At 58.9% G+C, this 13,466-nt stretch carries 13 protein-coding genes and 3 pseudogenes; 11 read left to right on the top strand and 5 right to left on the bottom strand.

What is annotated here, in order from left to right; genetic code table 11:
• Window positions 1-514: 514 nt before the first annotated feature.
• Window positions 515-1,504: a Tim44 domain-containing protein gene (locus NKI47_RS27235; RefSeq protein ID WP_352594270.1), complete on the top strand. Its 990-nt coding sequence runs from the start codon at window positions 515-517 to the stop codon at window positions 1,502-1,504.
• Between the two features lie 362 nt (window positions 1,505-1,866).
• On the opposite strand, the gene NKI47_RS27230 is transcribed toward NKI47_RS27235, so the two are convergent.
• Window positions 1,867-2,151, bottom strand: coding sequence for a PRC-barrel domain containing protein (locus NKI47_RS27230; protein WP_352579152.1), 285 nt, complete (start codon window positions 2,149-2,151; stop codon window positions 1,867-1,869).
• Between the two features lie 432 nt (window positions 2,152-2,583).
• Between NKI47_RS27230 and NKI47_RS27225 the strand changes: the two genes are divergently transcribed.
• Window positions 2,584-3,300, top strand: coding sequence for an ATP-dependent DNA ligase (locus NKI47_RS27225; protein WP_352594269.1), 717 nt, complete (start codon window positions 2,584-2,586; stop codon window positions 3,298-3,300).
• Between the two features lie 301 nt (window positions 3,301-3,601).
• Here NKI47_RS27225 and NKI47_RS27220 read toward each other — a convergent pair whose 3' ends face one another.
• Window positions 3,602-3,946, bottom strand: coding sequence for a hypothetical protein (locus NKI47_RS27220; RefSeq protein ID WP_352594246.1), 345 nt, complete (start codon window positions 3,944-3,946; stop codon window positions 3,602-3,604).
• 336 nt (window positions 3,947-4,282) lie between these two features.
• Here NKI47_RS27220 and NKI47_RS27215 point away from each other — a divergent pair, with 336 nt between their 5' ends.
• Complete coding sequence (locus tag NKI47_RS27215) at window positions 4,283-5,302, top strand: putative universal stress family protein (RefSeq protein ID WP_352594272.1); 1,020 nt, start codon at window positions 4,283-4,285, stop codon at window positions 5,300-5,302.
• Window positions 5,303-5,645: 343 nt separating this feature from the next.
• Window positions 5,646-6,012: pseudogene (locus NKI47_RS27210) on the top strand (IS5/IS1182 family transposase); the annotation flags it as partial.
• A gap of 134 nt (window positions 6,013-6,146) precedes the next feature.
• Here NKI47_RS27210 and phaP read toward each other — a convergent pair.
• The 3 genes and pseudogenes from phaP to NKI47_RS27195 all read right to left on the bottom strand — a co-directional run.
• Window positions 6,147-6,400 (bottom strand): annotated as a pseudogene (gene phaP / locus NKI47_RS27205) (TIGR01841 family phasin); the annotation flags it as partial.
• Window positions 6,401-6,802 carry a hypothetical protein gene (locus NKI47_RS27200; RefSeq protein WP_352594245.1) on the bottom strand — a complete coding sequence of 134 codons (402 nt, stop codon included), beginning with the start codon at window positions 6,800-6,802 and terminating at the stop codon, window positions 6,401-6,403. It lies immediately after the preceding pseudogene.
• A complete protein-coding gene (locus NKI47_RS27195) occupies window positions 6,799-8,298 on the bottom strand; it encodes an ATPase domain-containing protein (protein ID WP_352594244.1) in 1,500 nt (499 codons plus the stop codon). Before NKI47_RS27195 ends, NKI47_RS27200 begins: the two co-directional genes overlap by 4 nt.
• Before the next feature lie 440 nt (window positions 8,299-8,738).
• Between NKI47_RS27195 and NKI47_RS27190 the strand changes: the two genes are divergently transcribed.
• From NKI47_RS27190 to NKI47_RS27160, 7 genes and pseudogenes are all read left to right on the top strand, one after another.
• The gene (locus tag NKI47_RS27190) at window positions 8,739-9,470 is read left to right on the top strand and encodes a Crp/Fnr family transcriptional regulator (protein ID WP_352594243.1); all 732 of its coding nucleotides are present in this window, start codon (window positions 8,739-8,741) and stop codon (window positions 9,468-9,470) included.
• A gap of 23 nt (window positions 9,471-9,493) precedes the next feature.
• Entirely contained in the window at window positions 9,494-9,745 is a 252-nt protein-coding gene (locus tag NKI47_RS27185) for a DUF6894 family protein (protein ID WP_352594242.1), read from the top strand.
• 325 nt (window positions 9,746-10,070) lie between these two features.
• Window positions 10,071-10,634, top strand: coding sequence for a sigma-70 family RNA polymerase sigma factor (locus NKI47_RS27180; protein WP_352594241.1), 564 nt, complete (start codon window positions 10,071-10,073; stop codon window positions 10,632-10,634).
• Window positions 10,635-10,760: 126 nt separating this feature from the next.
• Window positions 10,761-12,113, top strand: coding sequence for a transcription-repair coupling factor family protein (locus tag NKI47_RS27175; protein WP_352594240.1), 1,353 nt, complete (start codon window positions 10,761-10,763; stop codon window positions 12,111-12,113).
• A pseudogene (locus NKI47_RS27170) lies at window positions 12,032-12,232 on the top strand (CarD family transcriptional regulator); the annotation flags it as partial. The gene NKI47_RS27175 and the pseudogene NKI47_RS27170, both read left to right, overlap by 82 nt.
• A 129-nt stretch (window positions 12,233-12,361) precedes the next feature.
• A complete protein-coding gene (locus NKI47_RS27165) occupies window positions 12,362-13,021 on the top strand; it encodes a DEAD/DEAH box helicase (protein WP_352594239.1) in 660 nt (219 codons plus the stop codon).
• Window positions 13,000-13,401 carry a helicase-related protein gene (locus NKI47_RS27160; RefSeq protein WP_352594238.1) on the top strand — a complete coding sequence of 134 codons (402 nt, stop codon included), beginning with the start codon at window positions 13,000-13,002 and terminating at the stop codon, window positions 13,399-13,401. The genes NKI47_RS27165 and NKI47_RS27160 overlap by 22 nt, the downstream gene beginning before the upstream one ends.
• The last annotated feature ends 65 nt before the right edge of the window (window positions 13,402-13,466 follow it).

The raw sequence follows: 13,466 nt of genomic DNA, 5'->3' as shown, positions 1-13,466 counted from the left end.
GGCACCCCCGCAGTCCGCCACGATCTTCTTGATGAGGCATGATGGGCGGGCACCCGGTTATCACCTCCCCAGTGTTTTCGAGCCTCTGAGTAACGGTGCCGGAAGTCATTGCGATGTAGCGTGGCGATTGATCAGTCCGCCCGGCCTCGGTGCAACGCTTGCCCTAACCGGACTCTGATCCTGAAACCTGTGCTCTGTCAAATGCTGGGTCAGACACGTATATAGGTCCCAAAATTTGCAACAGAACCGATAGGCTGCCATGCGGGCCCTCGCCTCAACCTGGGGCGGCGGGACGCAGGCTCGCCGGGTTCTCAGGACAAGTCCGCACGCGAGGGACGCAATCCGTCGACAGGATCAGGGCCCATTGGGTCCGTCCGACATAGTCGTGATCCAGTCAGAACGTGTCCAAAGAATTTGGATCACCGGTTGAACGCGGAAGGTGCGGATCACTGCTATTTCGCTCGGCGCTGCCTATATGAAGCAGCAAGAGCATCGATTAGGGAACTTACCTATGTTGATTTCGCGTTCGAGCCGGTTTGCAGTTTTGTTTGCAGGACTGTTCCTGGCATTTTCCATGGTCGCGATGGATCACGCTGAGGCGCGCCGTGGCGGCGGCTTTGGCAGCCGTGGCATGCGCACGTTTCAGTCGGCCCCGCCGACCAGAACGGCGCCACAGCCTGTCGCTCCGGTCGAGCGCTCGATGACGCCCAACACCGGAACGAATACTGCGGCCCGCCAGACGCAGGTATTCCCGCAACGACCAGGCTTCCTTAACGGCTTCGGCGGTTCGATGATGCGGGGCTTGCTGCTTGGTGGTCTGATCGGAGTTCTTCTGGGCCACGGGTTCGGCGGTTTGGCAGGCATGTTTGGCCTGCTGCTTCAGGCGCTGCTGATCGGCGGCGCGATCATGCTGGCCCTCCGCTTTTTCGGGTCGCAGTCGGCACGCAGCCAAGCGCCTGCTATGGCTGGCGTTCCGCGAGGCGTGGGGAGCTTTGGGCGAAGCGACACGACCCAGCGCGATGCGGACAACGTCACATCGTTTCCCATTCCGGGCATCGGGTCTGGATTTGGCGGGACGGCTCAAGCTACCGCTTCCGATGAAATCACACTGACCCAGGCGGACCTCGACACGTTCCAGCAACGGTTGACGGAAGTCCAGGAAGCGTTCGGGCGCGAAGACCATGCTGCCCTGCGCCGGCTGGCGACCCCGGAGATGGTGTCCTACCTGTCCGAGGAACTTGCCGACAATGCCAAAAACGGCCTCAGGAACGACGTGTCGGATGTCAGCCTGTTGCAGGCCGACATTGCAGAATGCTGGCGGGAAGATGATCGCAACTACGCGACGGCTGCGTTGCGCTACGAGTCTCGCGACGTCACCCGCGAGCGCGACAGTGGCAAGATCGTCGCGGGCGACCCCGATCGGCCGACGGAAACAACCGAACTGTGGACCTTCACGCGCCAGAACGGCGCGGACTGGAAGCTCTCCGCAATACAACAGGCTTAACGGCTAAAAAGCCGCGGGTTTAGGAATCAGAGTCCATTCGCCGGCGACGCAAACGCGCGAGCGAACGAGCACGCCTTTCCCAATGGAACATTAGCGATACGAATAGTTGAGTTCTTGCTCTGGATGCCGCCGCATGGTGTCTAGATGGACAAACATCGGCCGGCCCGCGTCATCGATCCCTCCGGTGGCGCGCCTTTTTTCGGGCCCAAGGAGGTCACCTCGGCCCGGAGTGATTTCGTCAGCGCCAGCGATCCTCGGCCAGTTCCGGCGAATAGCCTCGAGGTCGATTTTCCGGCGGAGCTTCGCAACGTGGTTTCTGGTCCGTGGTGCCTGGAGCACCATTCGGGGATTCTCACTGTCTCCTAATCGTGATGCTCGGGCATGTCTTTAAGCTGGTCCTTCGTCCAGTTGGTAACGGCATGGACGTCGCCGTTCTCGTCGCGCATGAAATCCAACTGGCTGGCGGAAACCGCTACAGGCTTGGTGCCTATGCCGAGAAAGCCGCCGACATCGATGACGACCTGGCTGCCGTGCAGATGATCGACAGAACCGATCTTTTCATCGTCAGGGCCGTAAATGGTCGCGCCTTCGAGTATCGATGGCGTCAGCTCAGCGTTTGTAAGCCGTACGTGGTTGGTGTGGTCCATGACCGGGTCTCCTGTGGGTTAGACAAGATGAACCAGCGACGCTCCTAAGAGTTCCGACGGAGCGCTTGACTCAGCCGGAAGGCGCGGGCATGGGCAGCAAGCCGACCGCGGGTTGATACCGGGTTGAGGGCGGCGAAGTCATCTCTAGGCCAACTAGACTCGCCGACAAGGGAACAATCAGGAATCACGTTCCAGTGGCTTGTGTCCGGGCTGCTCGTGCCAGATGACCCCGAGGTCTCGCCTATCGACCGGCTGGCCACATGCAGGGCAGATGTAGAAGTTGTCTGCCTTGTCGGCGGGCTCTTGGCCGTGCCGGCGACCGATGATTAGCGCGCCGAGATCGGATAGCTTTGTCACCCTCACGCTCGGCTGGAGTTCATCGAACCGTTATTGCCGACCCTTGTGGAGAAACCTCCAGAGGGCGACGACTGAATTCACGAAGTTAAGTTCGACGGCTACCGATCGCAGATCGTCACGGATGTCGGCGGCGTGCGTATCTTCACCCGCCGTGGCCTTGATTGGACCTCGAAGTACCGTGACCTCGCAAAGGCCGCCGCCGAACTGGAGTTGGAAAGCGCCATTATTGATGGCGAGATCATCGTACTCGATGAGACCGGCCTGTCGGACTTCGGTGCGCTGCGCAAAGCCATCACGCGGCGCCAGCACGAGCTCTATTTCGTCGCCTTCGATCTGTTGCACCTCAACGGCCACGACCTGCGCGACATGCCGTTGGAGGGCAGACGCGAGATCCTCTCCGAGTTGATCGCTGAAGGACAGCGCATCCAGTTCAGCGAAGCCCTGCCAGACGACGCCAAGGCAATCTTTTACCTCGTCGATCGGGCCGGTCTGGAGGGTATGGTTTCGAAGCGCAAGGGCAGCAAATATCGCAGCGGCAACTCGACAGCCTGGCTGAAGACGAAGGCTTTCACTATCGACGAATTCGAGCTGCTTGGCGTCGAGCGCGAGGTCGGAAAGCCCGCCTTCGCACTGATGGTCGAACGCGGTACTGGCCGTTATGTCGGCTCTGCTTTTATCACCTTGAACCGCGAAATGCGCGAACGGCTTTGGAAGCGAATACAGGAGCGTGCAGGCACGGCGCCAAAGGGCCTTGGCTGCCTGAGCACCGTCATGTGTCCGCCGCTCCGCTAAACACGGGAGCTGCGCGGCGGACACGCCGACGTCACCGCAATGCCACGCCATTTTGCAGAACTTGACGCACACAACTGGATCACAGTCACCGTTGAGATCAAATAGCCCACGCCCTTCAGCATGTGCAGGGAAGCCTTTGTCATGCCTAAACCTCCTCAACGGCTTCAAGTCTGTAAGCGCTCATACGACCCCCTCGATTCCGGACCTGCTCAGCCTGGCCTGACCATGCGAAGAATCCTCTGATTTGGACGGAGGTGACTGCATGGATAGAGACGGCAAAATGGGCGTCCAATTGGACGTCTCAAGCGACGGCTATGCCGGTCGGCTGGAGGTGATCGAGGGCCCGACGGGCCGGCGGCGACGCACGGACGCCGAAAAGACGCGGATCGTAAGTCCGCCATAGGGCCACCATTGCTTCCCCTTCTTCATTGCGGGCGCTCTTCCTGCTCGCGGCGAACTTCTTTCCGCGCTCAAGGGGCGTCTTTGAACTTCTGTTTCTGGCATGGTACACGGCGCTCGCCACAGCCGCCGCCGTTCCGACATTGCCGAGTTCGCCCAGCCCTTTGACGCCGGCCGGGTTGACGTCCAGATCGATCTCTGGGACGAGGATCACATCAACTTGATTGATGTCCGCGTTTACCGGCACCAGATATCCCGGGCGCGGATCGTGAACAGCGGAGTTGCCACCACATCCTCGGCTGCCGCTACTGTCAAAACAATGCTTGCGGTCGCTACTGCGCTCATGGCAACAAACAGGCTAATTTTGGTTGACCCTCTCTCGTCATCGACGCCTGCCATTATAGCCACAATCGTTCAGGACGGAATCGATGCGGCGCAAGATCGCCTTGGAATATTGAGCTAGGCTATAGCGAACCTCGGTCGTCTGAGCTTTTTGGCGGGCTGAAGTGGCGAGGCTTGAGGTGTAACACGCATTGGGCCAATGGTCGCTCGACAGCGACCGAAATCATGGAGCTGAGGTCTGATGAGTAAAATTGCCTTACTTCCTCTGGTGACGTATCCGGAAGCGAATTCCACCAAAATCGTCTCAAACGCAATCGCGGTGGTCAAGCACATTGGCGCGGCGCTTCACGCATTAACGGTCAATGTCGATATCCCGGGTATTTCCAACCCCGTGTCGAGATACTTGATCAACCTTCCCGAAATGATCCGGGAGACAGAAGCGACCAGCCGCAAGCATGGGCTCGATTTGCTAGAGGCATTGAAAGCTGAAGCGGCACGCGTCGGATCGCCCCTGACAACCGAGGAGATTGCTGTTCAGCCGGCATCTATCAGCGATGTTGCAGCAACGCAGTCACGCTATTTCGATTTTTCTTTGATTGGGTTGGAGCCAAATAACCAGACTGCGCGTATGACCGTTGACGCGGTTCTGTTTGGTTCGGGCCGACCGACCATAATTCTGCCGGAAGGCGCAAATGTCGGTGCAATCGATCATGTCATCATCGCTTGGGATGGGAGTCGCGTTGCGGCCCGGGCCGTTGCCGACGCGTATGAGTTTCTGCAATGTGCGGCAAAGATAACTGTACTGACAGTGACAAGCGAAAAGCCGCTGCGCGATATTGGCGAACGCCTCGCTCTAAGCCTGAGAACGCGTGGCCTTCCCGCTGAGGGAGTCTCAATCGATGCTGAAGATCGCCCCATTGGCGTTACGCTTCAGGAGCGCGCTGTCGGCATGAGCGCCGATCTGCTTGTCATGGGTGCGTACGGCCATTCCCGGATGAGAGATTTTGTCGTGGGTGGGCAACCAAAGGCGTTCTGGGCGATCTGCGTCTGCCTGTCCTTTTGTCGCACTAGAAATCTGCAAATCTGCCCTCGAGTAGCGGCGGCGAGTTGGCTCTTACGATGCGCCAACGGCGTCAAAGGAACCAGCTACGCGTTCAAGACGAAACCGTGCCTAATTCTCGTGAGTTGCGGATTGTTTCGCCTTGCCCATCAGATCCACGCCTGCAGCCATTTGAGGGCTTCATGCCGTCCAGATCGATGAAGGTCACCACCAACCCCGTTCCGGTCCGGGCGGCGCGCTTCACCACTTCTTTAGCGAACATTGCGAAGCCGCGACGGTTGTGAAGGCCTGTAAGTTCGTCGTTCGCGCCGGCCTATGATTGATTCTTGCCCCTGCCAGAGGCGGTTCGAGACGGTGCGCAGGACCATCTCGTCAAAGGGCATATCGACGGGTAGCAAATTGCTCGCGCCATTCGCTGTGCTCGGGAGCGCCTTCGAAATTCGAGCTCGAACTGAACTGCGGAGCATACCCTGGACGGGTATCTCCACTCCCATGAGATCAAATATTGAGCCCATCATTGCCCATGGGCTGGACACCGACGATCGGCGCCTATGACGGCAAGCCGACCGACGGAAAAGTCCTGCAGCACAGTGGCCTCGCAAGGGTTGTCATCCCGCCTCGTGCAACAGCGGTGGAAAGCGGTGACACCGGACCGCCTGGTCAAAGGGACAGCCACGTCGCGGCGATCGCGAAAGACGGGCGGCTGCCATGACAGGCGGCCACCGGCTATGGCAAGCGTGCCCTGATCGAAACCGCCATCGGGGCGCTACAAGGCACTGATTGGACGCCGCTTGCGGGCGCGTTCCTTCCCGGCTCAGCAGACCGAGGTCGCCATCGGCTGCATGGTTCTCAACCGCATGCTGGTATATGGACGCCCGGAATCTGTCCGCTGCCGAGCCATGAAGGCATAAGGGTTGATATCAAAGACCGGGATGCGTCGATCTTTTGATCGCTGCACCAAAGTCCAGTCGGAGGTGCTGGCCGCTATGCCCGGAAGAAGGCGAGACGAGGCGCCGCGTTGCGGGTATAGCGGTCGCCCGAGCTGTCAAGCGACCTTGAGATCTTTTAAGGCCTTCTCGAAGGCGTCCTTGACGGGCTTGGAAACGTCGGTCACCGCCTTGGTTGTGAGCGCCTGGAATTCCTTGGCCTGCTCGCACCCATTTCGACGCGCTTGCTCAGGAAAGTGGTCTGCAGCTCAAAAAGTTCTGACGGCGACTTGGCACCGACCAGAGCTTCGAGATGCGAGAAGTCGGCTTCGGCATTGGCGCGCAGCGCGGCAATCGTCTTCAACGACAGCTCCTACAAACATTCCTGACTGTCGCGGCCCAGCGCCGTACCAACCGACCGCACCGAATTGGCCAGGCTTGAGGCCAGGAAAGGCCTTTCGAGAACGATGAGATACCGATCCAGAAACGCAAGAGGCTGGTCGAATTCCGTTCCCCGCATTGCCAGAAGAACCACTGGAAAATCGGACCACGCAGGTTGGTTACGCAGCCAGGCGGCGAATTGGCTCCGGTCGGAATTGATGAGCGCTTCTTCGGCGACGACGAGGCAGTGTGCGCTGTCGAGAAGCCGCAAAACCTCATCCAGATTTGCACAGATGCGTGTGCCGATCCCGTGTTTTGCCAGAATCGAGGCGGCTAGCTGAGCGTCTCGACCAACCGGGGCGAGCACGAGTACGACAGGTTCTTTCGGCGTCATGGCTTCTTGTCAGCGAGCAGATCGCTTTGTTTGCCCTCAAAAAAGGGCACGCCTGTAAGTATTCCCCTGAATTGGTCGAGCGGCTCGCCGACAGCTATGCCCTGGCTGCTGACCATGAATTCACGAATAGTGTCCTCATGAGGGCCAACTCGCCTCTTCACCACCGAAATCGCTCGTCGGATGCGACCGCCACTTTCGAAAAACCTCAGCAACATCACTGCATCAGACAGATAGGTCATGTCGATTGGCGCCGCCGTCTGGCCGATCAGCCCGTGATTGGCAAGCAGCAGGATCGTGACGACGCCCTTCTGGTTGAGGTAGGTGAGAATTTCATGCATCTGCAGCACAAGGTGCTGCTCTTCCGACATCGAATTCAGATACCCTGTGAGGCTGTCGATCACTACGATCCGGGCATCAAACCGCTCGATTGCGATCTGGATCTTTGATGACAATTCGCCGGGTGAAAGATCAGCCGGGTCGATCTGTTCGAGCAGGAGCATTCCGTCTTGCAGGAAGGCCTTGAGATCCATACCGACGCCGGCTGCACGTCCCAGGAAAATGCGATCAGTTTCATCGAACAGCAGAACCAGGACGCGCTCACCGCGCTGAAGCGCTGCATGACAGTAGGAGCAGGCTATGGTGGACTTCCCCACACCCGAAGGGCCGATCAACAGCGTGCTTGTGCCCCGATCGAGGCCACCGCCGAGCAGAGTGTCCACGGCATTTCCGCTTAAGGCCGGCGAGCCGTGTTCGGCTTCAGGGTGCTCGGCGGCGACCAGTCGCGGAAAGACCGTGACCCCGCCCGGCCGGATGACAAAGTCGTGGTAACCGCCACGTATTTGCACCCCACGCATCTTTATCACCCGCAGGCGCCGCCGCTCGCCACCATAGATCGGGGTCAGTTGCTCCATGCGGATGACCCCATGGCTGATCGAATGCAGGTTGAGGTCATCCTGCTCGGCCGTGAGGTCGTCGAGTAACAACACCGTCGCATGGTTGAGCAGAAAGAAGCTTTTCAGCGCCAGGACCTGCCTGCGGTAGCGTAGCGAGCCCTGCGAGAGCAGCCGGATTTCGGACAGAGAATCGAACACGACGCGCTGTGGCTTAATACGGTCGATCTCAGCCAAGGCCGCCTGCACGGTCTCCCCGAGTTCCAGGTCAGAAGAATGCACGAGCGTCTGCAACTGGGAGGGATCAAGGCTGAGTTCTGGAGGAACGAGTTCCAGAATTTCAATCCCGTCCAGAGTCCAGCCGTGCCTGCTTGCCACGGATATAAGCTCGCGCTTGCTTTCGGATAGCGTAATGTAGAGGCATTTCTCGCCTTGCGAGGCCCCCTTGATAAGGAACTGAAGTCCGAGCGTGGTCTTGCCTGAGCCAGGCCTTCCCTCAACGAGGTGTGACCGAAATTTGGCATAACCCCCGCGCAAAACATAGTTGAGGCCTTCTACCCCGGTCGCTAATGGTGAGGCGTCATCTTCGTTCACGTTGCCCCTCATGTACGTTGCTGAACAGCGTAACGATTGTCAGTTTTGATGGTTCCAGAAGGCCGAAAGGCGCTGGAAGAGCCTCCTCTACAAGCTGCTCACGACGCCGTTCATGTCGGTGAGGCTGATTGGTGCTGGGCCCCCACTGCAAAGGTTCCCCTTTGCTCGGAAGGAGGCCGATAGTTAAATTCGTACAGCAACGATGGCAGACCGGAGGCGTTCGTAGGCCATGTATTTTGGATTCTCAAAAATCGGCAGCAGGTGATTTGGATGGCCCGGTCTCTTTGCAAACCGATCGGCTTCCAGCAGACGTGCCGCTCCCAGCTTCGGGGGTTGGATCGGAATAGAGGATGTCCATCGGCAATTGTTGTCTCGAGCACTCGCAGTCGCCGGAGAGCACTTGAACGTATAAGTGCAAACTTGCGATAACAACCAAAGTAGGTCCACAAATCTTGTCTTCAGTTTTGTCGTCAGACGTGCTCATCCGCAAAATTCGAAGAATCGCTGATATCAGCGACGATGACGCCGCGGTCCTGCGGGGCATGTCGACTCAGGAAAAGGATGTCGCAGCCAATCAGGATATCGTATCGGAAGGCGATAGCCCCACAAATTCGTTTGTGGTTCTGGACGGCCTGGTGTGTTCGTCCAAGTATACTGGTCAGGGAAGACGGCAGATCACCAGCTTCTTTGTCGCAGGAGATATTCCCGATCTGCATGGCCTGCATCTTTCTGTGATGGATTGCAGCTTCTCGAGCCTGACGCCAAGCAGACTAGGCTTCATCCGGCATAGCGTTCTTCGCCCAATTTGCGAACAGCATCCGCGTATCGCGACGGCGTTCTGGCGATCGACCCTCATCGACGCCTCCATCTACCGGGAATGGGTCACCAATGTGGGGCGACGCGAGGCCTACGCCCGCACAGCCCACATCCTATGCGAGCTTATCGTGCGTTTGCGGTCTGTCGGACCCATCGAGGACTACGTAGCGGACCTCCCCCTCACGCAGGCCGCTCTTGGCGATGCTCTCGGCTTGTCGACTGTTCACGTGAACCGCACCCTTCAGGAACTGCGCGGCGACGGCCTGATTGCCACCTCAGGCACAAGGCTGCGTGCTCTCGACTGGCCCCGCCTGGTCCGAGCAGGAGACTTCGATCCGACGTACCTGCACCAAAGGGACCTTGCTTAGCTTTTGATGAGGATGCCGATCGCATGCGACGATATTTTTTTGACAGCGGCGATGCTGAGCATCTTGTTGAAGACGACATGGGCGTGGAATGCGAAGGGATCGCGGCAGCCCGCCAAGCAGCTGTCGACGGTCTGATAGACTTGGCGCGGGAAGCACTGGGAGGTTCGGAGCAGCAACAGCTGTTGGTGGATATTCGTGACGAGAGCGGGCGAAAGATCGTGAGGATCAGCTTGATTCTCAAAATCGAGAAGCTTGAACTCAGCGCTTCGAGATGAGTCTGGGAATGGTGCATTTTGCTCAACAGAGACGGGCGACTGGTTCGCTCGGGGCGTCGTTGTCGGTCCAACTACAGGCGCCATCATATCGGCGGCAATGGTCTGACTGCTACAATGTGGCCAGCCTGCAAAACCGAGAACCTCGGGGTTAACGAATGTGAATGCTTGAGCCCATGCCCCAGGGCAAGGTGGCGGGAGGTGCCTGTAGGTGCCCGCTGGATCAGGCCCAGTCGCAATCTCTCCGCGAAGCCTGTTTCTCGAGTTGTTCAACAGAGCCCAACCAAGGCTCTGAGGGAGGCCGATTTTGTCACACAGGGGCGATACCTTGGCTCAGCAGGGCGCTGGTGAACTTTCCATCGTCGAGTTCATTCCCGCATTGCGCGCTTTCGCCCGCGCTTTTTGCCAGGCCCGGGAAGATGCCGACGATCTGGTGCAGGAAACGTTGACGAAAGGGCTGGCCAACATCGACAAGTTCGAGCCCGGAACGCGAATGAAGTCATGGCTCTTCACGATCATGCGGAACACCTACTATACGCGCTTCAGGGCTGCCACGAGGGAAGCACCAGGTATCGTTGACTGCGCCTCGCTTGCACCCGTTTCGCAGCCTGCACAGGAGTGGTCGCTGCAAAGCAAGGAGGTCCACCGGGCCATTCAAAGCTTGCCAAAATCTCAGAGCGAAGTGCTGATGCTAGTGGGGGTGCTTGGTGTCAGCTACGAAGAGACTGCCGTGATATGCGGTTGCGCCGTTGGAACGGTCAAAAGCCGGCTCAGTCGCGCACGGGCAGGCGTGCTAGAGTTTCTAGGCGAAAAATCAGCACAGGAGCTGACAGAAAGACGCGATTACCTGCGCGATGCGCGATCGGCTTCAACAATGGCCGGCAACGCCTGACTATAGAGGGCCGGCCATGAGGGGTTGCGGTGACGGATACTCATTGGAACTAGTGTTGCCCCAGGGTCCTCCCACCAGAACGCGGGCGCGTTGCGGCCGTTCTGTCCTGGGATGGGAAGGTGAGATGTGGATAGAAAGACCTCAAATGCTGGAGAAGCTGAACAGCTCGAGCAATTTGAGCGCGCTTCTGCGAAACAGCGCGAACTCGCAACCGGAGGAGAGGGCGACACACCGCCAGCTGCCGCAGTCGCTGCGGCGTTGATCAGTGTTTTGGAGACCGATCGAAACCGGGACATTTTCCATGTCGCGAGTTGCGAACGCGATGCAGCTGACATCACGCAGGCATTGCGCCACTTTCTCCCAGGAGCTGAGATACTGTATATGCCGCCCTGGGATTGCCTGCCCTTCGACAGGGTGTGGCCCACTCGCGCCACCATGGGGCGGCGGGTTAGCGTCCTGCAAGCTATTGCGGCCCTTCCAAAAGGTCCCCGCATCACAGTTACTTCGGTCGAATCTGCCCTGCAGCGGGTACCTCCCCCCTCGCTAATCGACCAGGGTTTCGCCACCCTGCAGATCGGACAGAAGATGGACCTGGGGGCACTTCGGGTGTTGGCTGAGAGAACAGGCTATGTTGTCGACGATCAAGTCGATGAACCTGGCGAGATAGCCGTCCGCGGCGATCTTGTCGATATTTTCCCTGCCGACCGTGACGACCCAGTACGTGTTGTGCTGGGTCCTGGCGGCGCCATCTCTGAACTCAAGACATATGACCCAATCACTCAACGAAGCGAGCGATCTCTGCACAATGTCGTGGTTGGCCCGGCATCGGAGCTCATCGTGGAAGCCGGCAACGAGTTCGACCGCGCAGCGATGCGCACAGTCCCCATGGAGGAACGCCTGGTCTCGCTCCATTCCGACTTGCCAGCGCTTTTCGATGTCGCGTCGACAGCCTCCATCTGCTTCCTGGCTGGACTGGAAGAAATCGGGCTTGCTCGCGTGTTGGACCTCATTGAGGATGCGTGGCGCGGCAGACACCAAGTATCAGCGACGGCGGGGTTGGCCGCGAAACGATTTTATTTGTCGCGCGAAGAGTGGGATAGCGCGCTGCGGGATCGCCAGTGCTTGAGACTTACTCTGCCGGTCGGTCGAATTCCCAAATTCTACCACCTGCCGCGAGCTGGGCGCGAATTCGCCGCGTTCGCCGAGGCACGCGCAAGTTCGGGGTTTAGTGTGGTGGTGACAGGCGATGCTTCGGAACTGCGCCGAGCAGACCGGCTGATCGAGCATCAGCTCGGTCACAAGATGGAGCCAGTCGCCGACTGGCCGCAAATCCTCTCGGTCAAAAGGGGCTCTCTTCTCAAGGCGGAGTTCGATCTTACGGAGGCTTTGTCGATCCGCTGTCCCGAATTGCAGTTGTTGCGGCAGCGGACATATTCGGTCCCTCATGGACTGCAAACGCAGGGTCCGGCAGCGGCATAGTCGAACCCGACCTGCGGGTCGGCGATCTAGTTGTCCATGAAGACCACGGCCTGGGCGTCCTTGCCGCCATCGAGCAAATTGAAGTGGCTGGCCTGCAACAGGATGTCGTGAAGGTTGAATATCATGGTGGCGCTTCCTTGCTGGTTCCAGTGGAGGAGTTCGGCCGAATATGGCGCTACGGATCCGAGCCAGATGCAGTGGCCTTGGACCGACTAGACAGTGAAGGTTGGAACAAGCGGCGCCAGTCTGTGGCCCGCGAGATCGAGAAGGTGGCCAGGCGGCTGGTTACCATGGCGAAGGCCAGGTCCCGCCAGTCCGCCGAAATGATCAAGCCGTCGCGTGCCGACCTTGCGCGCTTCGCGGCGCGATTTCCGTACGCCGAAACCCTCGACCAGACCGCCGCGATCCGAGCCGTAATGAACGACCTGTCGTCGGGCAAGACGATGAACCGGCTGGTCTGCGGCGACGTCGGCTTTGGAAAGACGGAGGTGGCGCTTCGGGCGTGTGCTGCCGCAGCATTCTGCGGCAAGCAGGTTGCTGTCGTTGCGCCCACCACGGTGCTCGCGCGCCAGCACTACGAAACGTTCTGCCGTCGATTCGCAGGATTCAACATCGAGGTTGCTCACCTGTCCAGGGTGGTCGGATCGACAGAGACAAGGAAAGTTAAGGACGGTCTGAGAAGCGGTAACATTGCAATCGTCGTCGGGACCCACGCTGTTGCGGCCAAGGGGGTGGCCTTTAGCAATCTGGGGCTGCTCGTAATTGACGAAGAGCATCGGTTCGGGGCCAAGCTGAAGCAATCACTGCGAGGCCTGGCGCCATGCCTCCACACCTTGACGATGAGCGCTACCCCGATACCCGCACCCTTCAATTGGCGATGGCGGGCGTGCAGGAAGTCAGCGTTCTGAATACACCGCCTGCCAAGCGGCGTCCGGTTCGCACCATCTTGGCTCCTTTCGATGCCGGTTCGGCCAAGGCTGCTCTGTTACGTGAATACCGTCGCGGGGGACAAAGCTTCTTTGTAGTTCCCCGGATAGACGACATCGGGACTGTCTTCAGACAACTGGGCAGGCTGGTTCCGCAGCTCTTGGTGAAGATCGCGCATGGCGAAATGAAAGCGCGTGAGTTGGACGAGATCGTGGTTCGCTTCGCCGCTGGCGAAGGTGACATTTTGCTGGCCACCGACATCATCGAAAGCGGACTTGATATACCGCAGGCGAACACCATTCTGGTTTGGCGGGCGGACCGTTTCGGACTTGACAGCTCCACCAGCTTCGAGGGCGCGTAGGCAGAGGCAGACTGCAGGGCTTTGCGTTTCTGTTGACCGAGCCCGGTAAGGAATTAGCTGAAGCC

Source organism: Mesorhizobium sp. M0633 (genome assembly GCF_040320645.1).
GTDB lineage: Bacteria > Pseudomonadota > Alphaproteobacteria > Rhizobiales > Rhizobiaceae > Mesorhizobium.
Note: the sequence above shows the minus strand (reverse complement) of the source record. Positions and strands in the feature narration are given on the sequence as shown.